The 16,254-nt window shown below is 71.8% G+C and carries 18 protein-coding genes and 1 riboswitch; of the genes, 12 read left to right on the top strand and 6 right to left on the bottom strand.

What is annotated here, in order from left to right; all coding sequences use genetic code 11:
- Positions 1-160: 160 nt before the first annotated feature.
- A riboswitch (TPP riboswitch) is annotated at positions 161-295 on the top strand.
- The 3 genes from thiC to ACFV6I_RS04310 all read left to right on the top strand — a co-directional run bounded on the left by thiC (position 291) and on the right by ACFV6I_RS04310 (position 2,906).
- Positions 291-2,162, top strand: a complete 1,872-nt coding sequence (gene thiC / locus ACFV6I_RS04320; protein WP_363368154.1) for a phosphomethylpyrimidine synthase ThiC — start codon at positions 291-293, stop codon at positions 2,160-2,162. (Overlaps the previous riboswitch by 5 nt.)
- Before the next feature lie 109 nt (positions 2,163-2,271).
- Positions 2,272-2,502: an antitoxin gene (locus ACFV6I_RS04315; RefSeq protein ID WP_380335241.1), complete on the top strand. Its 231-nt coding sequence runs from the start codon at positions 2,272-2,274 to the stop codon at positions 2,500-2,502.
- Positions 2,499-2,906 (top strand): type II toxin-antitoxin system VapC family toxin, encoded by a 408-nt coding sequence (locus ACFV6I_RS04310; protein ID WP_380335242.1) that lies wholly within the window; start codon positions 2,499-2,501, stop codon positions 2,904-2,906. The genes ACFV6I_RS04315 and ACFV6I_RS04310 overlap by 4 nt, the downstream gene beginning before the upstream one ends.
- Positions 2,907-2,951: 45 nt before the next feature.
- On the opposite strand, the gene ACFV6I_RS04305 is transcribed toward ACFV6I_RS04310, so the two are convergent.
- Positions 2,952-3,383, bottom strand: coding sequence for a CBS domain-containing protein (locus ACFV6I_RS04305; protein WP_380335244.1), 432 nt, complete (start codon positions 3,381-3,383; stop codon positions 2,952-2,954).
- 256 nt (positions 3,384-3,639) lie between these two features.
- Between ACFV6I_RS04305 and ACFV6I_RS04300 the strand changes: the two genes are divergently transcribed.
- Both ACFV6I_RS04300 and ACFV6I_RS04295 read left to right on the top strand, forming a co-directional pair.
- Positions 3,640-4,089 (top strand): DUF5994 family protein, encoded by a 450-nt coding sequence (locus ACFV6I_RS04300; RefSeq protein ID WP_063348418.1) that lies wholly within the window; start codon positions 3,640-3,642, stop codon positions 4,087-4,089.
- 212 nt (positions 4,090-4,301) lie between these two features.
- On the top strand, positions 4,302-4,793 hold the full coding sequence (locus ACFV6I_RS04295) for a hypothetical protein (RefSeq protein ID WP_063348417.1): 492 nt from the start codon (positions 4,302-4,304) through the stop codon (positions 4,791-4,793).
- On the opposite strand, the gene ACFV6I_RS04290 is transcribed toward ACFV6I_RS04295, so the two are convergent.
- The 3 genes from ACFV6I_RS04290 to ACFV6I_RS04280 form a co-directional block, all read right to left on the bottom strand.
- The gene (locus ACFV6I_RS04290; RefSeq protein WP_380423528.1) at positions 4,751-5,584 is read right to left on the bottom strand and encodes a hypothetical protein; all 834 of its coding nucleotides are present in this window, start codon (positions 5,582-5,584) and stop codon (positions 4,751-4,753) included. The two genes, ACFV6I_RS04295 and ACFV6I_RS04290, sit on opposite strands and share 43 nt — an antisense overlap.
- Positions 5,585-5,824: 240 nt before the next feature.
- On the bottom strand, positions 5,825-7,072 hold the full coding sequence (locus ACFV6I_RS04285) for a metallophosphoesterase (RefSeq protein WP_380423527.1): 1,248 nt from the start codon (positions 7,070-7,072) through the stop codon (positions 5,825-5,827).
- Positions 7,073-7,186: 114 nt separating this feature from the next.
- Positions 7,187-8,344 carry a LacI family DNA-binding transcriptional regulator gene (locus ACFV6I_RS04280; RefSeq protein WP_063348415.1) on the bottom strand — a complete coding sequence of 386 codons (1,158 nt, stop codon included), beginning with the start codon at positions 8,342-8,344 and terminating at the stop codon, positions 7,187-7,189.
- A gap of 383 nt (positions 8,345-8,727) precedes the next feature.
- Between ACFV6I_RS04280 and hisC the strand changes: the two genes are divergently transcribed.
- The 5 genes from hisC to ACFV6I_RS04255 all read left to right on the top strand — a co-directional run bounded on the left by hisC (position 8,728) and on the right by ACFV6I_RS04255 (position 14,208).
- On the top strand, positions 8,728-9,804 hold the full coding sequence (gene hisC / locus ACFV6I_RS04275; protein ID WP_063348414.1) for a histidinol-phosphate transaminase: 1,077 nt from the start codon (positions 8,728-8,730) through the stop codon (positions 9,802-9,804).
- A gap of 313 nt (positions 9,805-10,117) precedes the next feature.
- Positions 10,118-11,524, top strand: coding sequence for an efflux RND transporter periplasmic adaptor subunit (locus ACFV6I_RS04270; protein WP_380335250.1), 1,407 nt, complete (start codon positions 10,118-10,120; stop codon positions 11,522-11,524).
- 2 nt (positions 11,525-11,526) lie between these two features.
- Positions 11,527-12,330 (top strand): ABC transporter ATP-binding protein, encoded by an 804-nt coding sequence (locus tag ACFV6I_RS04265; protein ID WP_380335253.1) that lies wholly within the window; start codon positions 11,527-11,529, stop codon positions 12,328-12,330.
- The gene (locus ACFV6I_RS04260; RefSeq protein ID WP_380335256.1) at positions 12,327-13,538 is read left to right on the top strand and encodes an ABC transporter permease; all 1,212 of its coding nucleotides are present in this window, start codon (positions 12,327-12,329) and stop codon (positions 13,536-13,538) included. The genes ACFV6I_RS04265 and ACFV6I_RS04260 overlap by 4 nt, the downstream gene beginning before the upstream one ends.
- A 7-nt stretch (positions 13,539-13,545) precedes the next feature.
- Positions 13,546-14,208, top strand: coding sequence for a hypothetical protein (locus ACFV6I_RS04255; protein ID WP_380335259.1), 663 nt, complete (start codon positions 13,546-13,548; stop codon positions 14,206-14,208).
- Between the two features lie 133 nt (positions 14,209-14,341).
- Here the strand turns inward: ACFV6I_RS04255 and ACFV6I_RS04250 are convergent, their stop codons facing one another.
- Positions 14,342-14,596, bottom strand: a complete 255-nt coding sequence (locus tag ACFV6I_RS04250) for a hypothetical protein (protein ID WP_063348409.1) — start codon at positions 14,594-14,596, stop codon at positions 14,342-14,344.
- Positions 14,593-14,955, bottom strand: coding sequence for an ATP-binding protein (locus ACFV6I_RS04245; RefSeq protein ID WP_371517817.1), 363 nt, complete (start codon positions 14,953-14,955; stop codon positions 14,593-14,595). Before ACFV6I_RS04245 ends, ACFV6I_RS04250 begins: the two co-directional genes overlap by 4 nt.
- 110 nt (positions 14,956-15,065) lie before the next feature.
- On the opposite strand from ACFV6I_RS04245, the gene ACFV6I_RS04240 reads away from it, so the two are divergent.
- A complete protein-coding gene (locus ACFV6I_RS04240) occupies positions 15,066-16,043 on the top strand; it encodes a helix-turn-helix domain-containing protein (RefSeq protein WP_380423526.1) in 978 nt (325 codons plus the stop codon).
- Positions 16,036-16,236, top strand: coding sequence for a DUF397 domain-containing protein (locus ACFV6I_RS04235; RefSeq protein WP_380335266.1), 201 nt, complete (start codon positions 16,036-16,038; stop codon positions 16,234-16,236). Before ACFV6I_RS04240 ends, ACFV6I_RS04235 begins: the two co-directional genes overlap by 8 nt.
- Positions 16,237-16,254: the final 18 nt, after the last annotated feature.

Here is a 16,254-nt window from a genome sequence, read left to right as displayed (position 1 = left end):
CCCCCCCCGCGCGGGGGGGGGGGGGCCCGCCCGCGCGCCCCCCGGCGGGGGGGGGCGGCCCCTATCGGCTTCCCCGGCGCGGCGTCCGGCCGGCCGGAGGCGTGCTGGACCTGCGGCGATCGGCTCGCTACGGTGTTGGGCGTCATGTGCAGGCAACACCGCCTGCCGACGCGGGAGCTCGGAGCACCGGGCTGAGAGGGCGCTGACCGGAACGTCGACGGACGGACCGACGGCTGCGTCGACCGCAGGAACCTGACCGGGTAATGCCGGCGTAGGGAGTTTGAGGTCAGATGACCACGTTCGAAGCACAGCCGCAGCCTGCCCGCAGCACCGGGAACAGCGGCACCGAGGCCGGCGGCAGCGAGACCGGCGAGGCCGCCACCGCCTCCGTCACCAGCGCCGGCACCGGCTACCCCACCCCGGCCTGGCGCAAGGCCTACCGCGAAGGGTCCCGGCCCGACCTGCGGGTCCCGTACCGCGAGGTGCAGCTCACCAACGGCAGGACCGTCCCGCTGTACGACACCTCCGGCCCGTACACCGACCAGGCCTACGAACCCGACGTGCGGCGCGGCCTGCCCGCCCTGCGCGACGCCTGGATCCGCCTGCGCGGCGACGTCGAGGAGTACGACGGCCGCGAGGCCCGCCCCGAGGACGACGGGATCAAGCACACCTCGCCGCGCGGCGGGAACCTGCGCAACCTGGACGCCGTCTTCCCGGGCCGCCCGCGCCGCCCCCTGCGCGGCCGCGGCGGTGCCGCCGTCACCCAACTCGCCTACGCCAAGCGGGGCGTGGTCACCCCCGAGATGGAGTTCGTGGCGCTGCGCGAGGGCCTCGCCCCCGAGTACGTGCGGGCCGAGGTGGCCCGCGGCCGGGCCGTCATCCCGGTCAACGTGAACCACCCCGAGGTGGAGCCGGCGATCATCGGCACCAACTTCCTGGTGAAGATCAACGCCAACATCGGCAACTCCGCCGTCACCTCCTCGATCGAGGAGGAGGTGGAGAAGATGACCTGGGCCACCCGCTGGGGCGCCGACACCGTCATGGACCTCTCCACCGGCCGCAACATCCACACCACCCGCGAGTGGATCCTGCGCAACTCCCCCGTGCCGATCGGCACCGTGCCGCTCTACCAGGCCCTGGAGAAGGTCGACGGCAAGGCCGAGGACCTGAGCTGGGAGGTGTACCGGGACACCGTCATCGAGCAGTGCGAGCAGGGCGTCGACTACATGACCGTCCACGCCGGCGTCCTGCTCCGGTACGTCCCGCTGACCGCCCGCCGCAAGACCGGCATCGTCTCGCGCGGCGGCTCGATCATGGCCGCCTGGTGCCTGGCGCACCACCAGGAGAACTTCCTCTACAGCAACTTCGAGGAGCTCTGCGACATCCTCGCGCGCTACGACGTCACCTTCTCGCTCGGCGACGGCCTGCGCCCCGGCTCCATCGCGGACGCCAACGACGAGGCGCAGTTCGCCGAACTGCAGACCCTCGGCGAACTCGGCCGGATCGCCCGCGAGCGCGACGTCCAGGTGATGATCGAAGGCCCGGGCCACGTCCCGATGCACAAGATCAAGGAGAACATGGATCTCCAGAAGGAGATCTGCGACGAGGCGCCGTTCTACACCCTCGGCCCGCTCACCACCGACGTCGCCCCCGGCTACGACCACATCACCTCGGGCATCGGCGCCGCGATGATCGCCTGGTGGGGCACCGCGATGCTCTGCTACGTCACGCCCAAGGAGCACCTGGGCCTGCCCAACCGCGACGACGTCAAGACCGGCGTGATCACCTACAAGATCGCCGCTCACGCCGCCGACCTCGCCAAGGGCCACCCCGGCGCCCAGGACTGGGACGACGCCCTCTCCGACGCCCGCTTCGAGTTCCGCTGGGAGGACCAGTTCAACCTGGCCCTCGACCCGGAGACCGCCCGCGCCTTCCACGACGAGACCCTCCCCGCCGAACCCGCCAAGACGGCCCACTTCTGCTCCATGTGCGGCCCGAAGTTCTGCTCGATGAAGATCAGTCAGAAGATCCGCGCCGAGCACGGTGACGGTTCCAGCGCCGTGGAGACCGAGTTTGACGCCGAGGCCCTGGCGGGCATGGCGGAGAAGTCCGCCGAGTTCGCCGCCCAGGGCAACCGCGTCTACCTCCCCCTCGCCGACTGAGGCTGCCGCGCACGGCGAGCCCTCCCCCGGATGCGGGGGAGGGCTCGGCGGTCGAACAGCCCGGGCTTGGATATCTGCATTGTGCAGGCATCGGCGCTAGAATGCAGACATGACAGCGCTCACCATCCGGGACGTCCCGGACGACCAGATCCAGACTCTGAAGGTCCGCGCCGCCCAGGCCGGCAAGTCGCTGCAGGCGTTCATGCAGGACCTGATTGCCAGGGAGACGTCCAGGCCCACGATGGCGGAGATGATGGCGCGGCTGGACCGCGAGACCACCGCCCGCGTCAGTGCCGCCGACGTCGTCGCGGCCATCGACGAGGGGCGAGCCGGGCGTTGATCGTCATCGACTGTTCCGCCTTGGTCCTGGTCCTCACGGCGCACGGCCCGGACGGGGAACTCGTCCGGGGCCGGGTGGCCGCGGCGGGGGACGTCTACGCCCCCACCCTCCTGGACTACGAGATCCAGTCGGCCCTTCTCGGCATGCAGCGGGGCGGCAAGCTGACCGAGCGGGAAGTGGAACGAGCGGTCGCCGCCTACCGGATGCTTCCCATCGCCAAGCGGGAGACGCTGGCGTTCTGGGACAGGGTGAAGAAGCTGCATGCCAACCTCAGCGCCTACGACGCCCAGTACGTCGCCCTGGCGGAAGCCCTCGGCGTACCGCTGATCACCAGTGACGCGAGGATCAGGCGCAGCGGCGCGGCGAAGTGCGACATCGAGGTCTTCGCCTCGATCGGCCCCTAGCCGGAGCAGCGCGCCTCAGCGGTGCCTTCGTCGGTGCGGTGCGGGTCAGGCGAGGGCGGGGGCGGGTTCGAGGAGGCCGGTGGCGCGGTCGGCGGTGAGGATGCCGAGGATGTAGCCGTCGTCGTCGACGACGGGCCAGACCGCCATGCGTTTGATCCGCATCGTGATCGCGGCCAGGGCCAGGCCCAGGGCCGGCCAGGCGAACGGGCCGCGCTGGTGCACGGTGGCGCCGATCGAGGTCCGCTCGGTGGTCCGGGGGTGCTCCAGGAAGGTGTGGAGCCCGGTGCGGGTGACCAGCCCCTCGCACCGGCCGTCGTGGTCGCGGACGAGCAGGTACTCGACGTGGGCGCCGCGCAGGATGTCGTTGGCCTGGTCGACGGTGCTGTCGTCGGCTATCTGGTACTCGCAGGGCTCCATCGCGTCGGCGACCGTGAGGCCGTGCCCGGTGCGTGCCGCCTGCGGGGCGTGAGTGGTCACGGTGGTCACCGCTTCCCGTCCCCGGGTGCCCGGCCGGAACGGCTCGGACGACCCTTCACCCAGAACGAAGCCGGAACGGGTACCGGGATGCGGAATGCCCTGGATGTCTTCGAGCGTACTCCCGTGACGGGAGGCCCGTCGGAGGGTGCCGCGGAGTACCGTTGGGAGACAACCGAGGACATTCCGTATACCGGTACCGGCGCTGGTGTCGCCCTAGGTCATGACAGGTCCCTGCGGACCGGACGGGCGGCTTCTGATGCTGCCGATCCCCCTCCCTGTTCCCGCCACCCCCGGGCCGTGGTCCGTGCCCGGCGTCCCGTTGCTGCCACGTCTGGTGCTGGAGCCGACGATGTCGCGGGGCGGGGTCTTCGACGGCGCCTGGTGGCCGCGTTCGAACCGGGTGCTGGCCGAACTGCCGGACTTGGTCACCGCGCTCGGCGCCCACCTGGGGCGCATCATCCGGGTGGGCCTCGACACCTCGGCCTGGGACGGCGTGCCCCGGTCCGTCGTGGTGAACGGCCTCCTGATCAGGGTCAACTGGCTCACCAGCAGCCACGCGACCATCAGCGTCACCCGGGGATTCCAGGATCACTTCCTCCTCCTGGTGGTGCCGCCCCGTACCGACCCGGAGAAGGCCTCCACGGCGATGGCGGGGGCGTCCGCGACCGGCAACCACACCCCGGCGGCCGAACTGCTGACCTCCTGACGGCTGTTGCCCACCGGAACCCGGTGAGCCGAGCCGGAAGACGACGGTCTGCACCCGGGGGGAACCGGCTCCCCCGTGCGGGGGAGCAGCGGCACACCACCGGACGTCGTACCGGGGTATGACGGTTGATCCGGCCCCGTGGTGTGACGACCGCCCGGTCGGTGTCACGGGAGGGTGAGGCCAACAGCCGAACGAGGGTGAGGAGCCCGAAGATGTCCGCGATCCGCCGTCAGACCAGCACCGCCGCCCGGGCCTTCCTGGCGTTGCCGGCCGGGGTGGTGGGGGCGGCGCTGGTGCTCGCCGGCCGGCCCGGTCGGGCCGCGCGGTGGCAGGCGTGGGTGTCCGGGGGCCGGGGCTGGACCGGTGGCCGGGTGCTGGGGCGGGCGGCGCTCGGGTTGCCGTTGGACGCGGCGGCGTTCCTGCTGGTGGGGTACTCGCTCTTCAACTCGGTGCGGAACTTCGGGTACCCGGTCTGGTACCTGGACACGGACTACCACCAGGCCTGGGGCGGCCCGACCATGGCCGGGGTGTGGGCGGTGCACGCGGCCGGCTGGGGGCTCTGCCTGTACGTGCTGCTGCGCTGGCCGGTGGGGTGGCTCGCGCGCGGCCAGCGGGCGCTGGGCGAGCGGCTGCTGGGCGGGCGGCCGCCGGTGTCCGGTGTTCAGGTGACGTCGTCGGGGCTGGTGAAGGCGGGGCTGGTGTAGCCGGGGGCGGTGAAGTCGGGGGCCGGGGTGGGGACGGTGCCGGGGCTGGTGAAGTCGGGCGAGGTGTAGTCGGCGGTGGGGACGGGGCCCGGGCTGGAGAAGTCGGGTGAGGTGTACCCCGGGCTGGTGAAGTCGGGGGCGCCGGCGGGGACGGCGGGCAGGTGGGTGTGCAGGTAGGGGAGCAGGCCGCGGTCGCGCAGCGCGGTGCGCCATTCGCGGCGGGCGTCGGCGAGTTCGGCGGCGAGTTCGGGGTCGGTGCCGGCCGGGGCGGCGGCGCCGCCGTCGCGTATGGCGGTGAGGACGAGTCCGATGATGCCGATGGCCATCGCGGCGACTCCGGCGGCGAGGGCGACCCAGCCGGCGGTGACGAGGCTGCGGGCGAGGGTGAGGTCGGGGTTGGCGGCGCGCAGCAGGTAGCCGATGAGCAGCAGGACGAGGGCGGCGGTCCAGGCGAGGACCGGGGTGAGCACGGTGAGGACGGGGAAGAGCCCGGCGCCGCCGTTGGCGGAGCGCAGTTGGGTGAGCAGTCCGGGGGCGATGGGTTCGGCGCCCGGGGGCGGCGGGGGTGTGGTGCGCAGGGTCTCGCGCAGCCGGGTGTAGTGCGCGTACTCGGTGGCGGCCGCAGCGGCGATGGCGTCGGCGTCGCGCAGGGCGCGGATGCGCAGCTGGTCGGTGGTGAGCGCGCCGGGGGCGCGCAGGGCGGTGAGGACGGTGCGGTCGCGCAGGGCTTCGGCGAGGAGGCGCTCGTATTCCGGGCGGTCCTCGGCGAGCAGCGGCGGGGGGTTGGACATGGGGACCCCGTTCATGCGCACCCCGGTTCGCTCCGCCCCAGGGGCCGCGGGACCCTCAGGGGCGCCGAAACGGGCGCGGAGGCGGGCCGCCGGACGGGCGGCCGGGTGTGGTGTGCCTCATGGTAGGGGCGGGCGCGGCCGTGCTGACAGTCGGTTTCCGGAATTTCGCGCCCCGGCCCGCGCGCGTGCGGCGGCCCGGGCGCCGGGAACGCCCGTTCGATCGACCCTGGCCCGCGGGCCTCAGTTGACGGGGAGTCGGGCGACGAGCAGGCGCCCTTCCATGGTGACGCCGCCGTCCATGGCCACCGCGAGGTCGTCGGCGTAGACGTAGGGGCCGGGGATGTGCGGCGGCTGGCCGTCGTCGGCGTGCACCGCGCCGGTGAGGTACGGGATGGGGCTGTGCCCGTGCACGATGCGGGTGCCGCCGTAGGTGTCGAGGAGTTCGTGGACGGCCGTCGGGCCGGCGTCGCCGCGGAAGGCGAAGCGCTTGGTGAAGCGGCGGAAGCAGTCCCACCACTCGTCGACGCCCTCGTCGGCGAGCAGGCTGTGGACGGCGTCGTTGACGTCGGGGATGGACTCGCCGTACTCCAGGTACGCGGTGGTGTCGGAGTGCAGCAGCAGGTGGCCGTCCTCCAGCGCGATGGCGGGCAGCCGGGAGAGCCAGCTGATGTGGTGGCCCTCCAGGCGGTCCAGGTCGTGCTGCTGGCCGCCGTTGAGCCGCCAGGCGGCGAGGAAGGAGGCGGTGCCGGCGGTGGACTGGACGGGTTCGTCGCCGTACCGGGCGGCGCCGAGGAAGAGCAGTTCGTGATTGCCCATCAGGGCGCGGCAGTAGCCGCCGGCGGCGGCGGCTTCGGCGGCGAGCTGCATCACGAGGTCGATGACGCCGATGCCGTCGGGGCCGCGGTCGGTGAAGTCGCCGAGGAACCAGATCCGGGAGCGGCCGGCGGACCAGTGGCCTTCGGCGTCGATCAGGCCCTGGTGGCGCAGCTCGGCGCGCAGTTCCTCCAGGTAGCCGTGCACGTCGCCGACGACGTAGAGCGGGCCGGGGGGCTCGCCGGGGCCGGGGGCGGGGTACGGGTAGCTGGGCGCGGAGGGGTCGGGCAGCGGCGGGCCGAGTTCGATGGTCGGCGGGTCGTCGCGGCCGGGGGCCTGGTGGCCGGGGGCCTGGTGGCCGGGGGACTGCTGGTCGGGCAGGGTCGGCTCGTAGCCGGGGTGGTCCTGGTGGGAGCCGGGGTGGTCCTGGTGGAAGACCGGGGCGTTCTCCGGGGCGTGCACGGTGTGGTCCTGCCCGTCGGCGGGCCAGTGCTGCTCCAGGTAGCGGGCTCCGCCGTAGCCGCTGTAGGTCTCCGCTTCGTACGGCGTGCCGGGGTAGCCGGTGGCGGGCTCCGGTTCGTAGTAGGTGCCGTACGGCAGCACGTCGAGGTCCGGCTGGTGGCGGGGGCCTGAGTCGGGGTGTTCAGGCCCGGGGAAGCGGTCCTCGGGTGTCATTCGCCCATCATAGGAAGACCACTCTCCCGGCGTCGTCACCTGGTGGGTATCCAATCCTCCGGAGCGTCAGCCGGGCCGTCCCGCAAGGTCCGTTTTGTCCCGGCTCGGTATGGTCTAGACCTCGCCCGGGGGCCGGGGAGGGCTGACGGTGGTGCGCGGGCTCCGGCGCAGGGAGGACGCGCGGACGATCAGCTCGGTCGGCATCAGGGTGCCCGGTGGCGGGCCGGTGCCGGCGGTACGGAAGCGCGGCGGGAAGAGCCGGGCGATGTCGACGCCCGTCCCGGAGTCGACGCCCTCGATGGCGTCGATGAGCAGGTTGACCACGGTGGTGCCGATCCGGCGGGGCTTGAGGGAGAGCGTGGTGATCGGCGGTTCGGTGGTGGCGTAGACGTCGCTCTCGCTGCAGCAGACCAGCAGCAGGTCGTCGGGGACCCGCAGGCCGTAGCGGCGGGCGGCGGCGAGCAGGTCGGTGCCGTTGGGGTCGAACAGGCCGTAGACGGCGTCGGGCCGGTCGGGGCGGGCGAGCAGCCGGTCGGCGGCGACGGCGCCGGCGGCCGGGTCGTGCGCGGGGTAGGCCTCGTAGACCGGCTCCTGGCCGACCTTGGCGCACCAGCCGAGGTAGGCCTCGGTGGAGAGCCGGGTGTAGGTGTCGGTGCTGGTGCCGGTGAGCAGGCCGATGCGGCGGGCGCCGGCCTCGGAGAGGTGGTCGAGGATGCCGAGCACGGCGGCCTCGTGGTCGTTGTCGACCCAGGCGGTGACCGGGCAGTTGCCGGGCTTGCCGTCGCTGACGACCGGGACGCCGGACCGGTACAGCTCGCTGACCAGGGGGTCCTGGTCGGGCGGGTCGATCACCACGGTGCCGTCCAGGGCGATGTTGCCCCAGACGTCGTGGCGGGAGGAGGCGGGCAGCACCACCAGCGCGTAGCCGCGGCCGAGGGCGGCGCTGGTGGCGGCCCGGGCCATCTCGGCGAAGTACGCGAACTCCGTGAAGGTGAACGGTTCTTCGCCGTAGGTCGTGACGGTCAGCCCGATCAGGCCGGACCGTCCGGTGCGCAGGGTGCGGGCGGCCGCGGAGGGCCGGTAGCCGAGGCGTTCGGCGACCTCGCGCACCCGGCTGCGGGTCTCGTCGGGCAGGCGGCCCTTTCCGTTCAGCGCGTCGGAGACGGTGGTGATCGACACTCCGGCGGCTGCTGCCACATCCCGGATGCCGGCCCGCTCCAGACGCCGTGAGGTGGTGGGACGCCGACCGCTCTGGTTGGCTGCTGCTGTCATGGCGGACCGATCGTATGGCTCCTGACAAGGGTCTGTGACCGGCGCATCGGGAGCCCTTGGAGATACGTTTCTCCAAGAGTGAGCCGGGGTGCGCTCCTTCGATACCCGCACGAAACCAGCCGTCTTACCTCTGACATGTGCCAAAGGAACCCGGCAGAATGGCTGATCTGCGCCTGTCACCCGACCGGGCATCTCACCCCTACGGGTGAGCGCGGTCGGTATCGTTCAAGGCACCCGACCGGGGTGCCCCGGACGCGTTCCGAGATCCCGGGCACGGTGGCGATCCCACAGGTGGCGGGGGCGACCGCACCGGAGAACACGCGCCGAACACGCGCCGAACGCGTGCCGAACGCGCGCGGACAGCATCGAGAAGGAGTAGGACCGTGACGAGTACGTCAGCGCAGGGCCCGCGGCTGCGGCCGACCCTGGACGGCATCCCCACCTACAAGCCCGGCAAGCCGGCCGGCGCCGACGCGTACAAGCTGTCCTCCAACGAGAACCCGTACGACCCGCTGCCCGGCGTGCTGGAGGCGGCGGTCGCGGCGGCCGGCTCGCTCAACCGCTACCCCGACATGGCCGTCGGCGAGCTCAGCGAGGTGCTGGCCGAGCGCTTCGGCGTGCCCGTCGAGCACATCGCCACCGGCACCGGCTCGGTCGGCGTCGCCCAGTCGCTGATCCTCGCCACCGCGGGCCCCGGCGACGAGGTGGTCTTCGCCTGGCGCTCCTTCGAGGCGTACCCGATCATCACCCAGGTCGCCGGCGCGACCCCCGTCCCGGTGCCGATCACCGAGGCCGGCGACCACGACCTGGACGCGATGCTCGCCGCGATCACCCCGAAGACCCGGCTGGTGTTCGTCTGCAACCCCAACAACCCCACCGGCAACGTGATCCACCGCGCCGAGCTGGAGCGCTTCCTGGACGCCGTCCCGTCCGACGTCCTGGTAGTCGTCGACGAGGCGTACATCGAGTTCATCCGCGACCCCGAGGTGCCCAACGGCATCGACCTCTACCGGGACCGCCCCAACGTCTGCGTGCTGCGCACCTTCTCCAAGGCGTACGGCCTCGCGGGCATGCGGGTCGGCTTCGCGATCGCGCACGAGCCGGTGGCCAACGCGCTGCGCAAGACCGCCGTCCCGTTCGGCGTCAGCCAGCTCGCCCAGAACGCCGCCGTCGCCTCGGTGCGCGCCGAGCAGGCGCTGCTGGAGCGGGTGGACGCGCTGGTCGAGGAGCGCACCCGGGTGGTGGCCGCGCTGCGCGCCCAGGGCTGGGAGATCCCGGACTCGCAGGCCAACTTCGTCTGGCTGGGCCTCGGCGAGCGCTCGCAGGAGTTCGCCGTCGCGTGCGCCGAGGCCGGGGTGATCGTCAGGCCGTTCCCGGAGGGCGTCCGGATCTCGATCGGCGAGACCGAGGGCAACTCGATCTTCCTCTCGGTGGCGGAGGCGTTCCGCAAGACGCTCTGACCGGCTGTTTCGCGGGTTCCGTAGATTTCGCAGGTTCCTTCGTAGGTTCCGTCGCAGGGGTGCACCGGTTCGCGGTGCGCCCCTGCGGCGTTTCCGGCGCTACGGGCCGGCCGCGACGCCGCGCTGCCGGATGGCTGGAGATCACCGGAACTCACTGGGAGCCCGCTGGGAGTTCGGCCAACGACGGCCCACGGCACGGCCAAGGCGCCCGCACGAACCGGGCGGTGTGACCGGAATGCCCGGATCCGCCCGGTCAGTCTTCTCCCAGCCCGCGCCCAGGGCTCCGCAAGAGCGCCCAGGAAAGCTGTCCGGCATGAAGGTGCTCCCGCGACGGCGAGGCGTCGTCCTCGTCAACTCCGCGCTCGGCGTGGCGCTCCTGGGCGGTGCCGCCCTGGTGTACGCCACAGTGAACAGCGGCACCAGTGCCGCCGCCGGCAAGACCCAGATCCGCACGGCGACCGTGGCCAAGGGAACGGTCCTGGCCACCGTGTCCGGAACCGGCACCCTGGTCTCACCGACCGACGCGGCCCAGGACTTCGCCACCGGCGGCCGGCTCACCTCGGTCAAGGTCGCGGTCGGGGACGCCGTCAAGAAGGGCCAGCTGCTCGCCACCGTCGACACCACGGCCGCCCAGCAGCAGGTGGACGCCGCCCAGGCGTCCCTCACCACGGCCAACGCCAACCTCACCAAGGCGCAGGCCGGTGTCACCACCACGACCACCCAGCCGCTGCCGGGTGCGACCTCCGGCGCCGGCGGCAACGGCGGTGGTGGTGGGGAACGCGGAGCGGGCGCGAACAGCACGCCCGCTCCGCAGACCACCACCATCACCACCACCAAGGTCGACGACGCGGCCGTCGCCCAGGCCCAGCAGCAGGTCGCCACCGCGCAGACCACCCTCGCCAACGCCCAGGCGGCGCTGACCGGCACCACCCTGACCGCCTCGGTGGACGGGACGGTCGCGTCCGTCTCGGCGAAGGTCGGCGACACCGTGGGCGCGAGCTCCGGTGGCTCGTCCGGCTCCTCCGGTTCCGCCGGGTCGGCCGGGTCGACCGGCAAGTCGTCCACCGGCAGCACCGCTTCGGGCGGCGCGCCGAGCGGCTTCATCGTGCTGACCAACCCGACCGGGATGCAGGTCACCGCCAACTTCTCCGAACTGGACTCGCTCAAGCTCAAGAAGGGCGAGGCGGCCACCGTCACCCTGAACGCGCAGTCCGACACCAAGCTCAACGCCAGTGTCCTGTCCGTCAGTTCGCTGCCCAGCAGCGGCGGCGGCAGCGCCGGCTCGACCGCCGTCCAGTACGCCGCCACGCTCCAACTCAGCGGCGACACCAGCGCGCTGCGCACCGGCCTCAGCGCCACCGTCCAGGTGATCACCGGCGAGGCGGACAGCGCGCTGTCACTGCCCACCTCCGCCCTCTCCGGCACCGGCACCAGCCGCACCGCGACCGTGGTGCACCCGGACGGCTCCAGCGAGCGGGTCAGCGTCGGGGTCGGCGTCGAGGGCGACAGCACGGTGCAGGTGGTCTCCGGGCTGAAGGAGGGTGACAAGGTCGAACTCCCCACCACCAGCGGCGGCAACGGCTTCCCGAACGCCTCCTTCCCGGGGGTCGGCGGCGGTCAGGGCCGCGGCGGTCAGGGCGGCGGCGCAGGCCTGGCGGGCGTCGGCGGCGGGGGCGGCGGTGCCGTCGGCGGCGGGGCCGGCCGGGGCGGTAAGGGCTGAGCATGCGTCACGTCATCGACAAGCGCGTCCCGGCGGCGCCCCCGCCCGTCATCCAGCTGCGCCGGATCACCAAGGCGTACGGGCACGGCGACGCCGTCGTGCACGCGCTGCACGGCCCGGAGGACCCGGACACCGGCGGCCCGCTCGGCGTCAGCCTGAACATCCACCAGGGCGACTACGTCGCGGTGATGGGCAGCTCCGGCTCCGGCAAGTCCACCATGATGAACATCCTCGGCTGCCTGGACGTCCCGACCGCCGGCCGCTACCTGCTGGACGGCATCGACGTCGGCCACCTCGACGAGGGGCAGCTCGCACTGGTCCGCAACCGCAAGATCGGCTTCGTCTTCCAGTCCTTCAACCTGATCCCGCGCACCACCGCGCTCGCCCAGGTCGAGCTGCCGCTCGCCTACGCGGGCGTCCGGGCCCCGGAACGGCGCCGCCGGGCCCTGGCCGCGCTCTCCCTGGTCGGCCTCGCCGAGCGCGCCGGGCACCGGCCCAACCAGCTCTCCGGCGGCCAGCAGCAGCGCGTCGCGGTCGCCCGGGCACTGGTCACCGCACCGGCGATGCTGCTCGCCGACGAGCCCACCGGCAACCTGGACAGCCGCTCCACAGAGGAGGTCCTCGACCTCGTCGACGCGCTCAACGCCACCGGCCGCACCGTCGTCCTGATCACCCACGAGGACGAAGTCGCGCGGCACGCCAAGCGGGTGCTCCGGCTGGTCGACGGCCGGATCGTCAGCGACGTCCGGCAGGCCCCGGTGGACGGGCCGCCGCCGCTGCTGCGCGAGCTGGGAGTGCCGGCGTGATCCTCTGGCAGATGCTCCGCTTCGCGGTCGGCGGCCTGGCCGCCAACAAGGTGCGCTCGGCGCTCACCATGCTCGGGGTGCTGATCGGCGTCGCCTCGGTGATCCTGCTGCTGGCCGTCGGCAACGGCTCGTCGGTCGCGGTGAAGGAGTCGATCACCTCGCTCGGCACCAACTCGCTCACGGTCAGCTCCGGTTCGGCCAGCGGCGGCTCCCGTGCCACCTCCTCGGTGAAGAAGCTGACGGTCGCCGACGCCAAGGCGCTGGCCGCCGACACCGACTCGACCGCGATCAAGTCGGTCGCCCCCGTGGTCACCACCAGCGGGACGGCGCTGTACGGGGACATCTCGTACAGCCCCGGCTCGATCGTCGGCACCTACCCGGCGTACTTCGAGACCGCCAACCAGAAGGTCGCGTACGGCGAGTACTTCACCGACGACGACGTGCTCGGCTCGCGCAAGGTCGCGGTGCTCGGCGCCACGACGGCCAAGCAGCTGTTCGACACCGCGGACCCGGTCGGCAAGAAGATCGTCCTCGGCGGCACGCCGTTCACCGTGGTCGGCGTACTCCAGGCCAAGGGCGGCAGCGGCTTCACCGACCCGGACGACGTGGTGATCGCCCCGCTGCCGACCGTGCAGAACGCCTTTACCGGCTTCGGATCGGTCAACCAGATCCTGGTGCAGGCCAGTTCGGCCGACAGCACGACCGCGGCCCAGGCCGAGATCACCCGGGTGCTGCTCGGCACCCACGCCATCGCCGACCCGACCAAGGCCGACTTCCGGATCACCAGCCAGTCCTCGCTGCTCACGGCGAGGGAGAGCACCACCAAGACCTTCACCGTGCTGCTCGGCGCGGTGGCGGCGATCTCGCTGCTCGTCGGCGGGATCGGGATCACCAACATCATGCTGGTGACGGTCACCGAGCGGACCAGGGAGATCGGCATCCGCAAGGCGCTCGGCGCCCCACGCGCGGTGATCCTCGGGCAGTTCCTCACCGAATCGACCCTGCTCTCGGTGCTCGGCGCCGGGCTCGGGGTGGCCGCCGGGATCGCCGGCTCGCACTTCAGCATCGTCGGCATCAAACCGGTGGTGATCCCCGAATCCGTGATCGGCGCGTTCGGCATCGCCGTCGCCATCGGGCTGTTCTTCGGCAGCTACCCCGCCAACCGGGCCGCCTCGCTGCGGCCGATCGACGCCCTCCGGCACGAGTAGGACTCCCATGAGCAACGAGATCGCCACGGTCAGCAGCAGCACGCCGGCCGAGCAGGTCGCCCTGCTCGCCACCCCGCCAGACGCCCGCGACGTCACCGCCGAGCTCGCCGCCCCGCCGCGCCGCAAGCTGCCCTGGCTCAGCCTGGTGCTGGCGGGGGGCGTCATCGCCAGCGGGGCCTTCGCGGGCGGGGTCTGGTACCAGCAGAACCACGGGACGAACAGCGGTGCCTCGCACGCGACGGCTTCCGCCGCCGGGCAGCAGCGGGCGGCCGGGGCGGGTGGTGGTGGCGGGGGGTACGGGCAGAGCGGGTCTCGCCGGGGTGGGCAGGGTGCCGGTCAGGGCGCTGGCCAGGGCCAGGGCGGGCAGGCCGGGCTCACCAGGGGCACGGTCAAGGCCGTCGACGGCAACACCGTCTACCTGACCGACGCCAACGGCAACACCGTCAAGGTCACCACCGGCGACGCGACGAAGGTCCAGCTCAACAAGGAGGGCAAGGTCGCCGACCTCCAGCCCGGCCAGAGCGTGACCGTCATCGGCACCCCCGACGCCAACGGCGGCTACGCGGCCAGCCAGCTCGTCGAAGGCGCGGCGGCCGGGGCGGGCGGCGCGGGCGGTTTCGGCGGTGGCTTCGGCGGTGGAGGTGCTCCCAAGAACCCGTCCGGGGGCTGACCCCGTAGCTCCCGGACGCCGCGAGGCCCTCGCCCAATCCCTGGGGCGAGGGCCTTCGCGTGTGTTCAGCGCCGGTTGTTGCGGTCGTCGGGGCGCGGAATTCTGAGGGGAACGGCTCCGACGAAGAAGTTCATCACCCCCACGCCTCGTCCCGTTCCACGTCGCGGAGGAGGTGGAGGAGGTTGAGCAGAGTGCTCACGGGCGCGTTGCCGAAGTCGACGAGGATACGGCCGTCGAGGGTGGTCTCGTGGGGGAAGGCGGAGCCCCAGAGGAGACCGTAGGAGCGTCCGCGCTGGTGCACCTCGCCGAGTAGGGCGACGATCTGGGGCTGGGTGTAGTCGCGCATCCGGGGGTCGTCCGGTGCGACGGGTTCGCGGGCGGCGCTCACGCGGCGAAGTCCAGCTCGTACCAGACCGTTTTGCCGCGCTCCTGGGAGTCCACGCCCCAGCGGTGCGTGAGCCCCTCGATGAGCTGGAGCCCCCGTCCGGTCGTGGCCAGGGCGGGGAGCTGGCGTCGTTCGGGGAAGACGTCGCTCTCGTCCGAGACGGAGACCCGGAGGGTGCCGTCGAGGAGGGAGAGGAGGACGACGGGGGAGGCGGTCTTACCGTGCCGCCACGCGTTGACGACCAGTTCGGCCAGGGCGAGTTCAGCGAAGAAGATGGTCTCGGCGTCCCACCCGGAGCGGGTCAGGGCGTCCCGCAGGGACTGCCGGGCGAGCGCGAGCGAGGGGGTGTTGAGGGTGCACACGGGAACCTCCGCGAGGCTGCTGGTGTGGGGAGAGAGGGAAGGGTTGCCTTCGGAACAGCCATTGCTGACGATCCGTCGGATCGACCCGAGAGTGACCATAACTCACGGCCATGGAAAATTTTCCATGGAATCCAGATATTCCCTCGATCGTGGCCACTGCCCCGGATGGACCCATGTCTGGCCAGCGCGGCAGACTGGGACCACTCTTGCCCCGGAAGGAAGCCATGGCTCGTACGAACCCCACACTTCGTCAGCGCAGGCTGGGAGCAGAACTGCGAAGAATGCGAGAGCAGGCCGGCCTCGGCGGCAGCCAGCTCGGCCGCGAGGTCGGCATGAACCCGGCGCAGGTGACGCAGATGGAGTCGGGGAAGATCGGCATCAGCGTGGAGCGGCTGCACACGATCGCCACAACGTGCATGTGCGCCAACCAGCCTCTGATCGACGCGCTCGCCGACGTCATCACCGAGCGAGGAAGGGCTGGATGGTGGGAGGAGTACCGAGAGGCACTGGCAACGGACTTCCTCGACATCGCTGAGCTTGAGGGGCATGCTCGTAGGCTCTCGGTCTACGGGACCACCTTCGTCCCCGGACTGCTCCAGACCGGGTCCTATACCGCCGCGTTGTTCGCACAGGCCTATCCACCGCCGCTGCGCCACGAGGTCGATCTCAAGACGGCCTTCCGCATGCAGCGACAGCGCATCATCCGCTCCGGGGCGAAGCCGTACTCCGCCTTCATCCACGAGGCAGCTCTGCGTATGCAGTTCAGTGATCCGAGGGTCAACGTCGAGCAGATCGACGCTCTCATTGCGGACTCGGAGCAGCCCAGCATCTCGGTTCGAGTCGTGCCGTTCGCCGCTGGCGCTGTCCCGAGTGCGTGCGAGAACTTCACCTATGCCGAAGGGCCGATCACCGAGCTGGACGCCGCACAGATGGATACTGGTCACGGCGGCCGGCTCTTCGACAGCCCGGCCCACCTCGCAAGGTTCCGGGCCCTCCTTGCCAGCATGGATTCCACCGCACTCTCCGAAGAGGAGTCACGAGACTTCATGCGGTCAATCAAGGAAGAAATGGCAGGTAAGCATGTCTAGCTCTGTGTGGCAGAAGTCCAGCTACTCAGCCTCAAGTGACAACTGTGTTGAGGTACGGGCCGCCGACGGACTGATCGAGCTCCGGGAGTCCGACGAAGGCGAGGTCATCGTCCGCACCGCCGCCCACAAGTTCGCTGCGTTCCTCCAGGGGGCGAAGGCTGGCGAGCTTGACCACTTCATCGGCGACGCCTGAGCGAATCGTTTCGGCGGC

Source organism: Kitasatospora sp. NPDC059803 (assembly GCF_042732255.1).
Lineage (GTDB): Bacteria > Actinomycetota > Actinomycetes > Streptomycetales > Streptomycetaceae > Kitasatospora.
The sequence above is the reverse complement of the archived record's forward strand: the minus strand, read 5'-3'. Positions and strand labels throughout refer to the sequence as shown.